The sequence below is a fragment of the Brachyspira sp. SAP_772 genome, assembly GCF_009755885.1.
Taxonomy (GTDB): Bacteria; Spirochaetota; Brachyspiria; order Brachyspirales; family Brachyspiraceae; genus Brachyspira.
Genome location: NZ_VYIX01000001.1, coordinates 1,016,876 through 1,035,799, shown reverse-complemented (window position 1 = coordinate 1,035,799; position 18,924 = coordinate 1,016,876). Strand labels below are relative to the sequence as shown.

General features: G+C 27.8%; 15 protein-coding genes. 9 read left to right on the top strand and 6 right to left on the bottom strand.

The features are described from left to right. Positions 1 to 6 precede the first annotated feature (6 nt). The 5 genes from GQX97_RS04460 (at position 7) to GQX97_RS04440 (ending at position 4,925) form a co-directional block, all read left to right on the top strand. The gene (locus GQX97_RS04460; protein ID WP_157150736.1) at positions 7 to 1,398 is read left to right on the top strand and encodes a DUF4132 domain-containing protein; all 1,392 of its coding nucleotides are present in this window, start codon (positions 7 to 9) and stop codon (positions 1,396 to 1,398) included. Positions 1,399 to 1,523: 125 nt separating this feature from the next. Beyond that, positions 1,524 to 2,495, top strand: coding sequence for a glycosyltransferase family 2 protein (locus GQX97_RS04455; protein ID WP_157150735.1), 972 nt, complete (start codon positions 1,524 to 1,526; stop codon positions 2,493 to 2,495). 83 nt (positions 2,496 to 2,578) lie between these two features. Continuing rightward, positions 2,579 to 3,196: a TetR/AcrR family transcriptional regulator gene (locus tag GQX97_RS04450; RefSeq protein ID WP_157150734.1), complete on the top strand. Its 618-nt coding sequence runs from the start codon at positions 2,579 to 2,581 to the stop codon at positions 3,194 to 3,196. Positions 3,197 to 3,219: 23 nt separating this feature from the next. Beyond that, entirely contained in the window at positions 3,220 to 4,101 is an 882-nt protein-coding gene (locus GQX97_RS04445) for an ABC transporter ATP-binding protein (RefSeq protein WP_157150733.1), read from the top strand. A 23-nt stretch (positions 4,102 to 4,124) separates the two neighbouring features. Then, entirely contained in the window at positions 4,125 to 4,925 is an 801-nt protein-coding gene (locus GQX97_RS04440; RefSeq protein WP_157150732.1) for an ABC transporter permease, read from the top strand. 71 nt (positions 4,926 to 4,996) lie between these two features. Here GQX97_RS04440 and GQX97_RS04435 read toward each other — a convergent pair whose 3' ends face one another. After that, complete coding sequence (locus tag GQX97_RS04435) at positions 4,997 to 6,601, bottom strand: peptide ABC transporter substrate-binding protein (protein WP_157150731.1); 1,605 nt, start codon at positions 6,599 to 6,601, stop codon at positions 4,997 to 4,999. A 287-nt stretch (positions 6,602 to 6,888) separates the two neighbouring features. Between GQX97_RS04435 and GQX97_RS04430 the strand changes: the two genes are divergently transcribed. Then, the gene (locus GQX97_RS04430; protein ID WP_157150730.1) at positions 6,889 to 7,425 is read left to right on the top strand and encodes a flavin reductase family protein; all 537 of its coding nucleotides are present in this window, start codon (positions 6,889 to 6,891) and stop codon (positions 7,423 to 7,425) included. A gap of 55 nt (positions 7,426 to 7,480) precedes the next feature. Here the strand turns inward: GQX97_RS04430 and GQX97_RS04425 are convergent, their stop codons facing one another. The 4 genes from GQX97_RS04425 to argC form a co-directional block, all read right to left on the bottom strand. Then, a complete protein-coding gene (locus GQX97_RS04425) occupies positions 7,481 to 8,716 on the bottom strand; it encodes an aspartate aminotransferase family protein (protein ID WP_157150729.1) in 1,236 nt (411 codons plus the stop codon). 43 nt (positions 8,717 to 8,759) lie between these two features. After that, positions 8,760 to 9,626, bottom strand: a complete 867-nt coding sequence (gene argB / locus GQX97_RS04420; protein WP_157150728.1) for an acetylglutamate kinase — start codon at positions 9,624 to 9,626, stop codon at positions 8,760 to 8,762. 30 nt (positions 9,627 to 9,656) lie between these two features. Next, the gene (gene argJ / locus GQX97_RS04415; RefSeq protein WP_157150727.1) at positions 9,657 to 10,886 is read right to left on the bottom strand and encodes a bifunctional ornithine acetyltransferase/N-acetylglutamate synthase; all 1,230 of its coding nucleotides are present in this window, start codon (positions 10,884 to 10,886) and stop codon (positions 9,657 to 9,659) included. Between the two features lie 214 nt (positions 10,887 to 11,100). Further along, positions 11,101 to 12,159, bottom strand: coding sequence for an N-acetyl-gamma-glutamyl-phosphate reductase (argC, locus tag GQX97_RS04410; protein WP_157150726.1), 1,059 nt, complete (start codon positions 12,157 to 12,159; stop codon positions 11,101 to 11,103). Positions 12,160 to 12,600: 441 nt separating this feature from the next. Between argC and GQX97_RS04405 the strand changes: the two genes are divergently transcribed. The 3 genes from GQX97_RS04405 to GQX97_RS04395 all read left to right on the top strand — a co-directional run bounded on the left by GQX97_RS04405 (position 12,601) and on the right by GQX97_RS04395 (position 17,086). Further along, positions 12,601 to 14,310: a hypothetical protein gene (locus tag GQX97_RS04405; protein WP_157150725.1), complete on the top strand. Its 1,710-nt coding sequence runs from the start codon at positions 12,601 to 12,603 to the stop codon at positions 14,308 to 14,310. 619 nt (positions 14,311 to 14,929) lie between these two features. Beyond that, complete coding sequence (locus tag GQX97_RS04400; protein ID WP_157150724.1) at positions 14,930 to 16,048, top strand: RsiV family protein; 1,119 nt, start codon at positions 14,930 to 14,932, stop codon at positions 16,046 to 16,048. An 84-nt stretch (positions 16,049 to 16,132) separates the two neighbouring features. Next, positions 16,133 to 17,086 (top strand): dipeptidase, encoded by a 954-nt coding sequence (locus GQX97_RS04395; RefSeq protein WP_157150723.1) that lies wholly within the window; start codon positions 16,133 to 16,135, stop codon positions 17,084 to 17,086. Between the two features lie 438 nt (positions 17,087 to 17,524). On the opposite strand, the gene mnmE is transcribed toward GQX97_RS04395, so the two are convergent. Continuing rightward, entirely contained in the window at positions 17,525 to 18,913 is a 1,389-nt protein-coding gene (mnmE, locus tag GQX97_RS04390) for a tRNA uridine-5-carboxymethylaminomethyl(34) synthesis GTPase MnmE (protein ID WP_157150722.1), read from the bottom strand. Positions 18,914 to 18,924 lie beyond the last annotated feature (11 nt).

Sequence of the window (18,924 nt, the reverse complement as noted above, 5' to 3'; positions counted from 1 at the left end):
GTCTGCATGTTGAGCTTAAAAGAGATTAATGAGATAGTAGAGAAAAATTATAAATTAAAATACGACAAAACAACTTCTTTTATAGATAACAAAATTATTTCTAATGTTTTTACCAAAGATAAGAGCAGTGTTGTTTGTGTGAAAGTGATAAGGTTTATTATTGGGGCATATTTAGAATTAAAAGAAGCTTGCAGGTTAGATATTGTTGATGAAATAGGTTCTTCTTTAGATAAAGAGAGTTTGAGATATGCACTAGAAAAAATATATATTAATTTTGCTGAAGATAATAAAACTAAAAATGTTCTCTATCCATATTGTATATTTGCTTCTAATACTCAAATTAATAAGCTTTATAAAAATGCAAAAAACATTGCAAGCAAAAGATTTAAATATGCTTGTTTTATAATGGAAGCTATGTTTTTATCTTCAAAAAATATTGGTATTTATTTAATTTATGAAGCTTCAAAAAAGTTTAAGCAAGTTAGTGTGAGAAATAAATGCCGAGATATGTTTTATACTATTTCTCATAAAATGAATATGACAGAAGAAGAGTTTGCAGATATTATTATGCCTAATTTTGGATTTGATAGAGAGGGTATTCGCATTGTTAAAACAGATAATAGAATATTTAGAATAACTTTAAAAGATAATTTTTCTGTTGATATTTTTGATGAGTCTAAAAATAAAGAGTTAAAAACTTTGCCAAAAGATTTTCCAATAGATATAAAAACAGAATTAACTTCATTAAAAACTGAAGCTAAAAAACTCATTAAAATACAAACTGAAAGATTGATTTATGTTTTTATGAATGGAAGAAAATGGCAGTTTAATAATTGGAGAGATTTATTTATATATAATCCATTTATGAAGATGTTTGCTGTTAATTTAGTGTGGGCGGTATTTGATGAAAAAAATACTTTATTAAACAGTTTTAGATATATGGAAGATGGTTCATTTAATGATATAAATGATGAAGAGATTTTTATTAAAGATGATGCTATTATAAGTTTATTAAGCCCAATAGAAGTAAAAAAATCTATTATAGAAAAATGGAAAAAACAAATTTTAGATTATGAAATAGAGCAGCCTTTTGAAGAGCTTTCTACAAAAACAAAAAATGCTTTAATAAAAAATATTCCTAAAGTTCTTACTGTTGGCACTGTTAAAAACATTGCTAATAAATTTTCTATGATTAGAGATGATGTTAATGGTGTTGTTACTAGAGGGTATGTTTTTTATGATGATTATAATGATGCTTCTATTTATATGAAATTATCTAATGTTTATTATGCTTCTAACAATAATGATGAAACAGAAATAGAGATAAAATTTAATGAATATGCAGATGAAAGATTTAAATATGGTTTTTATTTAATATTATCTTCTTTACTAAAATGAGTTCAAATAATGTGATTAAAAAACAAAAAGACTATTTATTTTTATCTAAATATTGTTTTAAATGTCGATATCTTAATTGACAAAAAATATTGCATATTATATTATATATATAAAGGTAACATAATATGGTAAGCGTTGTAATACCAGTCTATAATACAGATAAATATTTATCTCATTGTTTGGATAGTTTAATTAAACAGACTATTGATAAAATAGAGATAATATGTGTTAATGACTGCAGCAGTGATAAGAGTAAAGAAATTATAAAAGAGTATTCTCTAAAAGATAAAAGAATAATACTGATAGACAATAAAATAAAACATGGTGCTGGCATATCTAGAAATATTGGTTTAAATGTTGCTAGAGGAGAGTACGTTTTTTTTATGGATTCTGATGATTATATTTCTAATAATTTTTTGCAAGAACTATATAATACAGCTAAAAAATATGATTCTGATTATGTTAGCAGTTTAAATATATATGATGTTATAGATTCAAAGGAATATGTATCTCATCTAAATAAAGTAAGTTTTTTAGGCAACGATGATTTAGAAGGAATATCTAGTGCTAATATTAAAAACTTATCTCCTACAGACAAAGAGACTATTGAAGAGTCAACTTGGTCAAAATTATGGAGAAGAGAGTTTTTAATAAATAATAATATTTACTATTCTTCTATACTTTGTTATCAGGATACAGAGCAGTTTTTTAAATCTCTTATTCATAACCCTAGAATATCTTTTAATCATAAACCAATATATTATTATAGACAGCATATTCACACTATATCCACTAAAAAAAATACTGACATTAATTATTTTAAAACATTGTTTGTATTATTAAGAAATTGTATAGATTATTATGAAGAGGATTATATCCCTTATCTTATGAAGAATTTTTTTGACTTATCAAATAGGGCTATAGAAAAATTTGCAGATAAGAATATTGCTTTAAATATATTTATAGAAGAGTTAAAATTATTAAACTTAGATGAAAGTTATTTTATTAATGAAAGCGAATATTTAAAATATAAAGATTTAATATCTGATTATTCTCCATTAGTTTCTAAAGATTATGTTTATCAATATAATTTTTAATTTTATTATTTAATTTTTTGTTTGACAAATATGGATTTTGTGTTATAGTTTAACTAACTGACTAAGTTAGTCAGTAATATAGAATGAGCAAAAATATAATGAATACTAATATACCAGAAGAAAAAAAAGAAGCTATTATTAATTCATCAATAGAAGAGTTTGCAAAACACGAATATAAACATGCTATTTTAGAGAATATTGCGATTAATGCCAATATATCAAAATCTTTACTACTATATCATTTTAAGACTAAGAAAAAATTGTATGAATATGTTTATAATTATGTATCTGAATATATAGAAAAAATAATTGCAGATTCTAACTTTTATAAGATAAAAGATTTTTTTGAACTTATGGAATATTCTTTTTATAAAAAATTAGAAATGATGGAGAAGCATAAATCTATATTTGATTTTTTGATACAGGGATATTTTGATGAGAGTGAAGATGTTAAAGAAATAGTTAATAACAATAAAAAACAAATTGATATAAATAGCTATTTTAAGAATATTGATAAAAGTAAGTTTAGAGATGATGTTGATATAAAAGATATTATAGAGATGATAACGTACACATCTGAAGGTTATTTGCAAAGCAGAAAGAAAATGACTAAAAAAATAGATAAAGAAGATATGATAAAACAGTATTCTAAGTGGATGAATATGTTTAAGCAGATTGCATACAAGAAAAAATATTTATAATAAGGCATAAGGAGGAATTATTTATGTCTGTAATAAAAGTAGATAATATTAGCAAAGATTATGGAGGAGGGAGAGGAGTATTTGATTTATCTTTTGAAGTAAACAAAGGTGAAATATTTGGAATGTTGGGGCCTAATGGTGCGGGGAAAACCACAACTATAAGGCAGCTAATGGGGTTTATAAAGTCTGATAAAGGGTGTGCTAAAATATTAGATATGGACTCTTTTGTTAATAGAGAAAATATACAATTGAAGCTTGGATATTTGCCCGGAGAGATTGCTTTTATGGATGAGATGAAGGGAAGCGATTTTATAAGATTTATTGCTGAAATGAAATCTATAAAAAATAAAAAAAGAATTAAAGAGCTTATAGATTTATTTGACCTTGATGCGGTTAGAAAAATAAAAAGTATGTCAAAAGGCACAAAACAAAAAATAGCTATAGTATGTGCTTTTATGAACGAGCCTGAAGTTGTTATATTAGATGAGCCTACAAGCGGACTTGACCCTTTGATGCAAAAAAAGTTTATTGAGTTGATTTTAGAAGAGAAGAGAAAAGGCACCACTATTTTTATGTCATCTCATATATTTGAAGAGATAGAAAAGACATGCGACAGAACTGCTATATTGAAAGACGGCAAACTCATAGCAATAGAGAATATGGGAGAACTAAAATCCAAAAAGAATAAAAATTTTGAAATAGTTTTTAAGACAAATGAAGAAGCATTAAATTTTAAAAATAAAATTAGTTTTAAATCAGAGCTAAGCAATAATATTATTAAAGTTTCCATTGCTAATAATCAAGTTAATAATTTTATAAGGGAACTTAGTAATTATGATATATTAGATATTAATTCTTCAAGTCAGACTTTAGAAGAGCTATTTTTGCATTTTTATAGTAATTGATTTTTATTATAAAAGGAGTTTGTATGTTTAATTTAGTTTTATTAAAAAAAGAGATAAAATCAAATTTCAATATATTAATAATTTTTATGGGCATATTAACAATGTATGGTGTTGTTATGATATCCATGTTTGACCCTAAACTTGGAGAGAGCTTAAAACAAATGGGGGAGAGTATGCCGGAAATGTTTGCATTATTTGGTATGAATAGTTATTCTTCAAACCTTATGGACTTTCTTATTAATTATTTATATTCGTTTTTACTTATTATACTTCCTTTAGTTTTTATTGTTTTGCTTGTTAATAGACTTGTTATAAGATATATTGATAAAGGGAGCATTGCTTATTTATTTGCAACTCCAAATTCTAGAATTAAAATAATTAGCACTCAAATATTATCTGCTCTTGTAAATATATTTATTCTTAATTTGTATATTACTATTTTGTATATTGTTGTAAGTGAATCTATGTTTAAAGGCGAGCTTGATATAGCAAAAATGATAATTGTAAATATTGGACTTTTTGCTTTATGGTTTTCTTTTTTGGGAATATGTATTTTAAGTTCTGTAAGTTTTTCTTCTACAACAATTTCACTTTGGACAGGTGCTGGACTTTGCATACTATTTATGCTTTTTCAAATGATGTCTAGGGTGGGGGAGAAGGCAGAGTTTTTTAAATATTTAAGCATCATAACATTATTTGCACCGTCTAAATACAGCACTGATTTTTATATATTTTTAATTGGTGTTATATGTTTATTTTTTGTTGGAATAATAACTAATATATTAGCGGTTATTATATTTAACAAGAGAGATATTTCTGTTTAAAATTTATTTAATAAAATAAAAAAGGGCATTAACAAATAATTAATACCCTTTTATAAAAATCTTATATAAGATTATTTAGTTTCTTCTCTATATACATAGAAGAATCTATTCATACCCAATTTATCAAATACAACACCTTTCAAATTAGGACGCATTAAAGCTGTTGTTGTATGGAAATATAAAGGTATTAAAGGCATATCATTTATAAGTATTTTTTCTGCATCATGAAAAGCATTCATTCTTACAGTATTATCTCCGCTATTCATAGCAATATTTATAAGTCTATCATATTCAGGATTATTATAGCTTGAATGGTTTTGATCACTATAGCTTAAAAACATAGCTAAGAATGTAAGAGGGTCATTATAATCAGCAAACCAACTATGCATAGCTATTTCAAAGTTTTTATCAACTCTTGTTTGTTGAAATACTGCCCATTCCTCAGCAGAGAAAGTAACATCTATATTTAATGCTTCTTTCCACATTTGCTGTATAGGTTCAAATATCTGTAAATTTCCTCCGCCTTGATTGGATTTAAACTCTATTACAGGGAAACCTTCACCATTAGGATAGCCTGCTTCTGCCAATAATGCTTTTGCTTTTTCTACGTTTTCTTGATGTTTATCTTCGCTTACATCATAATAGTTTCCGCCATTTTCTCTGAAATCTCCTTCAACATCAGATACCCCATAAGGAACAAAAGCAGCAGCTGGTATCTGTCCTGCTTTAGTAACATTTTTTACAATATAATTTCTGTCAATAGCTAAAGTTAAAGCCTGTCTTATTCTAGGGTCTTTAAGAACTTCATTAGTACAGTTAATCATATAAAAATATATACCTAAACTTACATTAGTTTGTATAAAACCTTCATTTCTAAGTGCTTCTATTTCTTGAACAGGAGGTGATCCGCCATAATCTAAAGTTCCATCTTTTATACTTGCTATAGCAACTGTAGGGTTATCCATAAGTATAAATTCTAATTCATTAGGTACTATTGTTGAAGCATTCCAATAATTTGTATTTTTCTCTAAAATTAATCTATCATCAATTCTTCTTTCTTTCATTATAAAAGGACCATTTCCTATATATGTTGAAGCATCTCTAGTCCATCCATCAGGATTAGCTTCTACTATATCTTTTCTTATAGGAAATAAAGTAGGAAAAGCTGTTAATTCCAAAAAATATGCAGTAGGAGCTTTTAATGTTACTTCTAAAGTTTTTTCATCTAAAGCTTTTATACCTAAATTAGATTTATCCATTTTTCCTTCGGTTATCTCTTTAGCATTTAATATAGGTTCTAATTGATAACTATATCCGCTAGCAACTATAGGGTCAACTGCTCTCTGCCAAGAATATACAAAATCTTCAGCCTTAACTTTTTGACCATCAGACCATTTAGCATCATCTCTTATATGAAATGTATAAGTTAAGCCATCTTCACTTATATCCCAGCTCTCAGCAACTCCCGGAACAATTTTATTATCTTTATCTTTGGTTGTGAGACCTTCAAAAGTATGAACTATGTATGTAGCTCCGTCTATAGAAGTGTTTAATGTAGGATCTATTGTCTGGGGCTCGGGTCCTATCCTTATTTTTATAGCATTGGAAGAAGTTTTCTGGCAGCCTATAGCTATAAAAATAATAAACAAAGTTACTAAAAAAATCTTTTTTATCATTTTTGTACCTCAAATTATATTTTTATATATTTATTATAGTAAAATAAATTGACAATTTCAATTTTTTTATACTAATATAATGCTTAAATATGTTTTTCTTGGTTAATTAATATGTATTTAAGCTAATTTTTTAATGCTAAATAATTGACAAAATTAAGCAATATTTTATTATTTAAAAGTATTTGTGCGGTGATTTTTTTATAAAAGTCTTGCTGCATCAAAAAAAATTTTATACAGAAACTTTATAGTTTTTAATACAATTTTTATTATAGTTTTTGGGGGTAGTAATGAAAAACAAAATAGATGTTTTAGATTATGCAAGTCATATATTAAAAGAGACAAAAAAAGGAATCATTATAACAACTAAATCAAATAATAAAGTAAATGCCATGACTGTTTCTTGGGGTAGTTTGGGTATAGAATGGGGAAAGAATATATTTATAATTTTTGTGAGGGAGAATAGATATACTAAAACTCTTCTTGATAAAAATCCTGAGTTTGCTGTAAATGTTCCTATAAGCTCTGTTGATGCAAATATAATAAAAATATGCGGTACAAAATCTGGTTTTAATACAGATAAAATAAAAGAACTTAATTTAACCTTAGAAGAGCCTAATATTATTTCAGTGCCTAGTATAAAAGAATTACCTTTAACTCTTGAATGTAAAGTTATTTATAAACAGAAACAAGATAGTTCGCAAATACCAGAAGATATAAAAAGCAAATTCTATCCTCAAGATGTAGATAGTAGTTTTTGCGGTGCTAACAAAGATTTTCACACAGTTTATTATGGAGAAATAGTTGATAGCTATATTATAGAATAAGATATATCAATATATTTATTAAAACATATTGATATATTTTTTAATAAACAATTTATTATCCTATACACTCACAAAGTATTGAAACAGCTTTTTCTAATTCTTTATCAGTTATTGTAAGAGGAGGAAGAAGTCTTATTTTATTTTTTGCTGTTAGAGGGATAACTCCTTTTGATATACATTTTTCTACTATCTCTCTAGCATTTAATCCTTCTTTTAAACCTATTCCAAGCATCAAGCCTATGCCATCAACACTTACAACATTATCAAGTTTTGTTAATTTACTTTTTATATATTTAGATTTTTTTTCAACTTCTTTTAAAAGGTTTTTGTCTATGATGTTTAATACTTCCAAAGCACCAGCAGCAACAACAGGGTTAGCACCAAATGTAGAAGCATGATCCCCCGGAACAAATACATCAGAGCATTTTTTACTCATAAGCATTGCTCCTATAGGAAGCCCTCCGCCTAAACCTTTTGCTAATGTAGTAATGTCTGGTTTTATACCAAAATGTTCAGAGCATAAAAACTTTCCTGTTCTTCCAACACCAGTTTGAACTTCATCAACTATAAAAAGTATATCATTTTCTTCACAATATTTTTGCACTTTCTGTACATATTCTTTATCAAGAGGTATAACTCCGCCTTCACCCTGTATTAGCTCCATCATCATAGCACATGCATTGTCTTTTAATTTTTCTATAGTGTCTTCATAATTGTTAGCCTCTGCAAATGAAAAGCCTTCCAAAAATGGGAAAAAGAAATTATGAAAAACTTCCTGACCTGTAGCAGAAATTGTAGCCATGGTTCTGCCGTGAAATGAGTTTTTTAATGTTACTATTTTGTTTCTTTTATAATCTTTACTGCCATTAGCATATTTATTAAAAGAATATTTTCTTGCACATTTAATTGCAGATTCATTTGCTTCAGCACCAGAGTTGCAGAAAAATGCTTTATCATATTTTGTTGTGGTGCATAGTTTTTTTGCCAAATCAATATAAGGCTTTGTGTAGAAAAGATTTGAAGTGTGCTGAAGTGTTTTAGCTTGATTTACTATAGCATTAATCCAGTTTTTATTTACATAACCAACACTATTAACTCCAATGCCGCTTCCTAAATCAATATACTCTTTTCCTTCTACATCTTTTAATTTGGTATCTTTTCCGGACTCCAAAACTAAATCAAATCTTGCATAAGTGTTAGCAACATATTTTTTACTATTATTAATATATTCTTTTTTTAATTTTAATTTTTCATTATTTTGATTATTATTATTATTTTTTTTGCATGCCATATTTTCACCCTCATTATTTAATTATATTTATTAATATTTTTTATTAATCTTTATAAAACATTGTTCCTATACCTTCATCAGTAAACATCTCTATTAATAATGAATGGCATAATCTTCCGTCTATTATAAATACTTTTGAAACTCCATTTTTTACCGCATCTATACAATGCTTAACTTTAGGGAGCATTCCTCCTGATATAGTGCCGTTATTTATTAGATTATCTATATCTTTAATGTTTATTTGGCTTATCAAAGTGCTTTCATCATCTTTATCTTGCAAGAGACCCGGAGTATCAGTCATATATATTAATGTTTCAGCTTTTAGACTTTCAGCTATTTTTGCCGCAGCAGTGTCAGCATTAATATTATAAACATTTCCTTCATTGTCGCATCCTATAGTAGCAACTATTGGAATATATTCGTTTGTTATTATAGTATTAAGTAAATGAGTATCAACCTCATCAACATCGCCGACAAATCCTAAATCAGTTTCACCTATATATTTACTCACTTTAAACATGTTTCCGTCAATACCGCATATACCTAAACATTTTCCCCCGCAGCTTTCAAGAGAAGCAACCAACTCTTTATTAACCTTTCCAGCAAGAACCATTTTTACTATTTCGGCAGTTTCGCTGTCAGTGTATCTTAATCCATTTATAAACTTTGATTCTTTGCCTATTTTGTTAAGCATAGCAGTAATATCTTTTCCGCCGCCATGAACCACTATAACATTTATTCCTACAGTAGAAAGCAATGCAACATCGCTCATCACTTTCTTTTTTAATTCAGGGTTTTCCATAGCACTTCCGCCGTATTTTATTACAACTGTTTTTCCTGTATATTTTTGTATATAAGGAAGTGCCTGATTAAGTATGAGTGCTTTATCTCTATTTGAAATATTTTCCATTTTTATTTCCTTTATATTCTTTATAAGATTTTAACTTCTGTAAGAACCGTTAATTTTTACATAATCATAAGTTAAATCACAGCCCCAAGCTACAGCCTTGCTATCTCCACAGTTCATATTTATTGTAATTTTTATCTCATCTTCTTTTAATATTTTTAAAGCCTCATCTTCATCAAACTCTACTCCATATCCGTCTTTATAAACATTCATCTCTCCATATTTTGAACCAACATTTATAGAAACTTTATTTATATCAAAATCCGCATCAGTATAACCTATAGCACATGAAATACGTCCCCAGTTCATATCGCATCCAAACATAGCAGCTTTAACTAAATTTGATGTTATAACAGATTTTGCTATTTTTCTTGCTAATTTTATATCGCTTGCATTTATCACTTCGCATTCTATTAACTTTGTAGCACCTTCTCCGTCTTTTGCCATTTGCTTTGATAAATAAGTATTTGTCATGTTTAATGCTTTGCAAAATATTTTATAATTTTCATCTTCTTTATCTATTAAAGTATTTTTAGCTTCACCATTAGCAAGCACAACACACATATCATTTGTAGAAGTATCACCATCAACGCTAACCATATTATATGTAGATTTTGTATCTTCGCTTAAAGCCTTTTGAAGCATTTCGCTTGATATATTGCAGTCTGTAGTGATAAATGCGAGCATTGTAGCCATATTAGGGTGAATCATTCCGCTTCCTTTTGCCATTCCGCCTATATGAACTTTTTTACCGTCAATTTCAAACTCATAAGCTATTTCTTTCATAAATGTGTCAGTTGTCATTATAGCTTTTGCTGCATTTTTAGCATGCTCTTGAGAATGATTTGCATTGTCTATAAGTTCTTTTATATTTTTTTCTATAGGCTCGATTGGCAACAGCACTCCTATAACTCCAGTAGATGCAACAGCAACTTCTTTCTCATTAATACCTAATGCTTCAGCTGCAAGTTTGCACATCTCTTTTGCTACTTCCACTCCGTTTTTATTGCAAGTATTAGCATTGCCTGAATTGCATATAATAGCTTTTGCTTTTCCGTCTTTTAAATGTTCTTTGCTTACCGTGATGTTTGCTCCGCATGCTTTATTTTGAGTATATACTGCTGCAGCAGAACATTGACTTTTACTATAAATTATTGCTAAATCTTTTTTTTCTTTATTTTTCTTTATACCAGCATATATTCCATTCGCTAAGAAACCTTCAGAAGCACATACACCGCCTTCAATTTGTTTAATATCTATCATTTTATTCTCCTATTATTATTGTTTAATGAAAATTCTCTAAAAATATATATTTCTAATTTTATCAATTAAAAAGCTGGAGGAATGAAATTCAGTCCTTCATCTTTTATTATTGCTAGCAATAAACTCGCTTATTATTAGCTGACAACTTCCTTCGTCAGTTATCAGCTGCTCGTTTATTGCTTTAAAAATTATTAGCTATAAACTTATTATGTTTTTAAAAAGCTGGAGGTATTATATTCAAACCTTCATCTTCTTTAAATCCTAAAGCTATATTCATGTTTTGTATTGCCTGTCCTGCAGCCCCTTTTACCATATTGTCTATTGTTGATACTATTATTAATTTGTTTGTTCTGTTGTCCATATGCAAAGATATATCACAGTAATTTGAGTATTTAACATATTTTAAATTTGCTATCTCTCCAATATTTAATACTCTTACAAATGCTGAATCTTTATAAAACTCTTTATAAATGTTATGTATATCTTCCAATTTAAGATTTTTATTTTCTAATTTTGCATATATTGTTGAAACTATTCCTCTGTTTAATGGAAGTAAATGAGGAACGAAAGTAACTTTTATATCTTCGCCGTATATGTTTGATAATGTTTGCTCTATTTCAGGGGTGTGTCTATGCTCAGCAATTTTGTATGGAGCAAATGCTTCATTACATTCTGTATAATGAGTATTTAATTTTAATTCACGTCCTGCACCAGTAGCTCCAGATTTAGAGTCAATTATAATATCATCTTTTTGTATTAATTTGTTTACTAAAGCAGGGGCTAATGCCAAACCTATAGAAGTAGGATAGCAGCCGGGATTTCCTATAATTTTTGCATTCTTTAATTCTTTTTTATTATATACATTATCATATTTAATTATTTCAGGTATTGAATAAATTGCTTCTTTGTGTAGGTTTTTATATTTATATTCTTTGCCATACCAATTTTTATAATCTTCTTCATCATCTAATCTAAAATCAGCACCCAAATCTATAAATAAAATATTTTTTTCAAAGCATTTATTTGCAATGTCATCGCTTAAACCTGCAGGAAGCGATGCAAATACAACATCAGTATCTTCAAATATTTCATTTTCATCTAATAATAATTTATCTAAGTTTTTGTTTAAGTTAGGATATACTTCATTGATGTTTTTTCCTACAAAACTTTTTGAAGAGATATTTTTTAATTCTACTTTACTATGAGATAATAGCAGTCTAATTAATTCTGCACCTGCATATCCTGTTGCTCCTATAACGGATACCTTTATCATAATACAATACTCCTATAATACATTTAGCAATAATATGCTTTTTGTTTTTTTATAAATTATTTTTTTGTGGAATTATTTTAAATAAAAGAAAATTAGAGGCTTAACGCCTTGAAAGATTATTTTTGATGTAAGAGAATATATTATACATTTTTATTTTTCCTAAAACTGTTTAATATTTGCATTCTATTATACTATGAATAGAATAAAAGTCAAGTATTTACAATAATTTTATAATGAAAATACAAGTTATTTTATAGCGATGAATATTTGGTAATAAAAAAATATTTAAGATATTTTAATAAAAACTTATCAATATAGCTTGAAAAATCATATTTGTATTGTAGAATATGTTTGATTTTTTATTGATAATTTAATATGGTTTGAATAATAATGCTTTGCTTTTAAAAAATTATCAAGAATATATTTACGGTTTGTCTTATTATGAAAAAGAAATTTAATAAAAGATTATGTTTAATAGTTGCTTTATTAATTGTTGTAATAGTATTAATTGTATCTTGTGAAAAGTTTAATATATTAGGCCCAACCTATATACCGCCTGAAACAGATTTTAGATTGCCAGAAGACACAATACCCGGCCATATTGATGTAAACCCAGTGCCTGCCAAAAACGGCGAAGTGTTTGGAGACTTTATAAGAAAGTTTAGATATCAAGGCAAATGGTATATATTAGCTAACTATATGTATGAGTATAAACCTGAAACTAAAACATTAACTCAAACTGCTAGGAATGTAATTTTACAAATAGATGATGATGGAAATATAATAGTTTATGATAAAGACAGTAAAGGCTATTATGATTGTTATTATATGAATGTAATAGAAGAAGATAGAGTTTTATATGAATATTATGATTATGGAAAGTATTGGTATTCTTCAAGTTCTTTTACTACCAAAAATTGTAAAGGTGAAGAAAGGGAACATTCATTTTTTACAGGCATAACTTTTAATAATAAAATAGAAACATCATCAGATTTAATAAATTGGAGAACTGAGGGGGATAGTGCTAATATTTATAAGAGTTTTCCTTGGCCTAATCTAGATAATCCTAATGCAAGCTTTCAAGGAAGATTTGGAGCCAGTAGTTATACAATTGTTGAGTTTAAAGACTACATATATGTAATAGGTTTAGAAGAAGATTTTTTTGAGCAAAATCCAGACGGATGCAGAAGTACAGATGCCCCACCATTTACAGTGAGTAAGAATGTTTATTATAGAATACATAAAAGTAAAGATACTTCTATAGGTGATAATTGGGAAAAAAGAAATACTCCTTGGGGACAAAGAAGCTTTTTTAATATTCGCTATGATAAAGCTAAAATATATGTTACAAAAGGTAGAAGAGCATATTATGAACATATGCCAAACGCATGGGGTTATAGAGCTCAGTCTTTTGAAAATGATAATACTATATGGTCAACTACCGATGGCGTAAATTGGCAAGTAGAACCTAATTCTTCAGCTTATAACAAGGCAAATTCAATATATTCATTAGGAGGAGATTTGCCTTATATACAAAATAGGATAAAAACGCCTGAAGAGCCTAATTGGATAAAGCTAAATGACGGCAGGTATTATAAATCAGACAACTCTTCTTATGCAACTTATTATATGAATAATAAAGCTTATTATATTCCTATCCCTCCTTATGAAGAGATAGAAGCAGCTTATGACAGCGGGCAGGAATATTTTACTATTACAGAAGAACATATAAAAACCGCTGGACTTAATCAGTTTTTAACTAAAGATAAAGAACCTAATAAAGATGAAGATTGGACAGTAATAACTCCTATAGATTATACAGATAAATTAATGGTATGGCAGAGCGGCGGTGAAAAAGTTATGCTTAATATTAATAATAAGGCAGTTCAACTTGTGGACTATGAGCAAATAGAATATATGTATAATACTATTAAAGATTATTCTATTGTGATAAATAATTTGAGAAAAACAGCAAAAGAATATAGGGACGGAACTTATTGGGATAATTTTGCCAATAGTTATATAAAAGATGTGCTTAAAGGTATGCAGTATGATGCTAGGGCTGATATGCTTGAGCTTTTGATGAATAATAGAGAGTACATTATGCCTTATGATGCTGTTACGCATTATACTGTGGAGTTTAAATATTAAATGGCTTGCCTGCAAATATTTCAGTTTTATATATAATAAATATATATAAAGTAATACCATATGTTTTTAGCTATATTTTATAAAATGCAGTCTTTTTGGTTCTTTGTGGCAATACCACGGGCACTTCCTGCGGTCGCAAAGGAAGTGGGGGTGCGGGGGCTAGTTCCCGCAAATAAAAAACTTTTAATAAACTTAAAAATTTTTAGTATACACTTAAACAAATATATTTTACAATTTATGTTTTTGTTTTATTCAACTTTTTCCCGCCTTCGCACCACAGGCACTTCCTTCGGTCGCTGTGCGGACTTCGTCAAAGTTTTCGCCCTTCGGGCACGCTTCGCGAAAGTGCAAATATTTCAGTTTTATATATAATAAATATATATAAAGTAATACCATATATTTTTAGATATATTTTATAAAAATGCAGTTCTTTTGCTTCTTTTATACCAATAAAAGAAGTGGGGTGCGGGGCAAAGCCCTGCAAATAATTATAATTAAAAATCTAAATTTTGACAAAACATAAAATTTATATCTATATATTCAAATAGAATTTGTTCAATTATTTTTACAAGCTAAAATATCTTTTGTTTTTATATAGAAAATTATATAAGGATAAAAAATGAAAGCACTTTTTTTAATAGCGTTATCTTCTTTATTTATTTTTGTTTCATGCGGCAATTCCAATAACATTCAAAAAGAAAATACTGCAGAAATCACTCAATTAAATCTTAGCGAAAATGAAAAAGCTAATAATTATGATGTTGTTTATTTAGTTTCTGATGCAGGAGAATACATTAACTCTGAAATAGCACAAAATGAAAGTGGAAATTTTGGATTTGTGTATTACAGAGACATTAATCAAAACTTAAATATCTTCAATGTTACAAAAGCGGGCGAACTTGATGAAGGAAATATTACAGCTCTTTCTTATGACAATAAAACATTAGAAGGAAATTTCCCAAGCATAGCATATCCTTTTGTTGCAAAAATAGACGGCAAAGAAATGATTTTTAAAGCAACAAAAACTCCTGTAACAGGTGCTAAAATAATAGAATATAGCTATTCAAATATTTCACCAAAAACTGATGACCCTAGAGTATTTCAATTCAAAACTGCAATATTTGCTCTAAACAATGACACTAAATTAGAAAGTATAGACAAAATTAATTTAGACATAAATAAAGATTTTGCTATCACTGATGCAAGCATTTTCAACGACCCCGCAAAATTATTGACATATCAAAGTATTACAAGCAATAAAATGACTTCCCTTTATGATGAGTGGGTTAAGTCTGATTATATATCACATATAGAAAGCTACTCTTCACAATTTGGCATAGACTTTTTAAGTGAAAAATTTGTTTCTATCAATCAATTACTTTATGAATACACAGGCGGTGCACATGGAAACTATGCTACAATAAATAGCGTATATTCATTAGAGACAGGAAACGAATTAAAAATAGAAGATTTAATAACAGATTTAAATAATTCTGACTTGATTAATTTAGTAAAAGATAAACTTATGAAAATAGAAGGCAGAGATGCTAATTCTTATTTTGATTTAAATGAACTTACATTAGAAAATAACAATTTCTATTTAACATCAAAAGGTTTAGTATTTACTTGGGGAATATATGAAATAGGACATTATGCAATAGGTGAGTCTAGAGTGTTAATTCCTATAGAAGAAATTAAACCTTATTTAAAAGACGAATATAAGACTATATTTGAATAATAAAATTAATTATTAAGAAAATATATTGTAAAATAGTGTCCATTGATATATTATTTTCCAAATTTAAATTAAAGGAAAATACTTATGATTTTTGATGCTCATTCTGATGTTTTATCTGATGTTGCTGTAAAGACTTTGAAAGGCGAGAATAATATATTAAAAAAGTATCATTATGATAATTTGGTAAAGGGTAAGGTTGGAGGAAGTATATTTGTTGTGTGGGTTGAGAGGAAAAATTACGAGAGAGCTTTTGAGAGGGCTAATGAGATACTTGAGTGCTTTAAAAAAGAGCTTAACTATTGCAGCGATATTATAGAAGTTGTAAAAAGTTATGATGAGATGATTGAGGCACAAAACAAAAATAAGTTTTATGCTTTTTTGGGCTTTGAGGGTTTAATGCATATTGATGATAATATAGATATTCTTGATAGTTATTATAATGATTATGGTGTTAGGCATGCTAGTTTAACTTGGAATGAAGAGAATAAGCTTGCTACAGGGGCTAGGGGAGATAGCAGCAGAGGATTAACTGAACTAGGAAAAAATGTAATAAAAAAGATGAACGATAAGGGAATGATAGTTGATGTTTCTCATTTGAATGATAAATCTTTTTTTGATGTGGCTAATATTACTAACTCTCCTATAATAGCATCGCATTCAAATAGCAGAAAGTTATGCGGCAGTATGAGAAACCTTACAGATGAGCAGTTAAAAGTGATAAGGGATTTAAATGGGGTAGTGGGGCTTAATTGTTATAAAGATTTTGTAGATGAAGATAAAGATAAACAGACAATAGAGAGGGCAGTTGATCATATAAAATATATTGCAGATACTATAGGAACTAATCATATAGGGCTTGGTTTTGATTATAATGAATATTTTGAAGATGAGGGTATTACAGGAGTGAAGGGGCTTGAAGATGCTTCAAAGTCTTATGCTATATTAGAAAAACTAAAAGAAGCTGGTTTTAACAGTGATGAGATAGAAAAGATAGAATATAAAAACTTTCATAGGGTAATAAAAACTGTAATAAAATAAAAAAATATTAAAGTTATTATTGCAACAGACGATATTATATTTAGGTTGATTGGACTACCCCCCAATAACTATATTTGTAATAAGCCGCTTTGTTCATCCCACAAAAGCGGTTTATTTTTTTATATATCTATAAGTTTTTGTTCTATTCAACTTTTTCCCGCCGCAATAAAGTTGCAAAAAATGCATTTATTTAATTTACATATCAAAAGTATATATAAAATGTAGTGTGTAATTTAGCTAAAAAATGCAGTCTTTTTGGTTCTTTGTGCCAATACCGTAGGCACTTCCTTCGGTCGCGGTGCGGACTTCGTCAAAGTTTTTACCCTTCGGGCACGCTTCACGAAAGTGCAATTCATTTAATTTATATATCAAAAAACTAGTCTCCGAAAATAATAAAAATATAAAATTAACTTTTAGTATATAATTCTTTTTATATTTCTATTTACCTATACAGAAATTCTCAAATATCTCGTTTATTATCTCTTCTGCTTCAATCTTTCCGCTTACATTGCCTAATATGTTGTTTAATATATTTATCTCTTCTGCTACTTCATCTAATAAATGATTATTATTTGACTTTTCTATGCACACATTCAACTGCTCTATTGCTCTCTCTAAATATCCTCTCTCTCTGTTGTTTACATAGCTTTCTTTATTAAAAATTGTTATATCAGAATCTTTTATATGATTTTTTAATGACTCTATTAATTTGTCTTTTCCTTGTTTTGTTTTTGTGCTTATTTCAATTGCATTATCTATTTTTTTGTCAAATTTCTTTTCTAAATCTATTTTGTTTAACACATAAATTATATTTTTATTTTTTAATTGTTTTAAAAACTCTATTAAATTAATATCATCATCATTAGCCTTATCATTATAATCAAAAACAGCAATTATAATATCAGCCTCATTAGCACATTTTTTAGCCCTCTCAATTCCTTCAAGTTCTATATCATTATCAGCTTCTTTGTGAAAACCTGCAGTATCCATAAAATAAAATGGTATATTGTCTATATAAATATTTTCACTCAAAAAATCTCTAGTAGTGCCAGCCACATTTGATACTATTGCACGCTCTCTGTCTAATATCATATTAAATATGCTGCTCTTTCCCGCATTAACTCGTCCTAGTATTGATACTTTTATTCCGTTAATAAGATTTTCTACTCTCTTAGAATTATTTAAAATATTTTCTATATCTTTTTTTATTGCATAAAAGTTTTCTATTAATTTATCATAAGAAAAAGTTTCAGTCTCATCTTCTGGAAAATCTAATTCGCCATAAATAAGCATAAGAGTATTTTTTACATTCTCTCTAAGTTTATCTATCTCCCTTGTAAGCCTTCCTCTAATTTTATAAATACTCGCTTCAGCCATTAATCTGTTATTAGAGTCTATTAAATCATGTATAGCCTCAGCTTCACTTATGCCAATCCTTCCATTAATATAAGCCCTATATGTAAACTCACCTCTATTCGCCTGCCTTGCTCCGTTTCTTATTATAAGATTTATCAATGACTCTATAACAACTATGCTTCCATGACACATAAACTCAACAGTATCTTCCGAAGTAAATGTGTTTGGAGATAATGTTGTAAGAACTACAAGCTCATCTATAGGAGTATTGTTTTCATCTTTAATTAAAGCATAATAACTTTTTCTGTGTTCAAATTTTGTAATGTTTTTATTTTCATTGTTGGCATAATAGCATATTTTTGAAGCTATCTTTAGAGAATCTTTTCCAGACATTCTTATCAATGCTAATGCACTTTTTGAATATGGACTTGCCAATGCCACTATAGTATCATCTAAATTATAATTAGACATAAATTAATTTC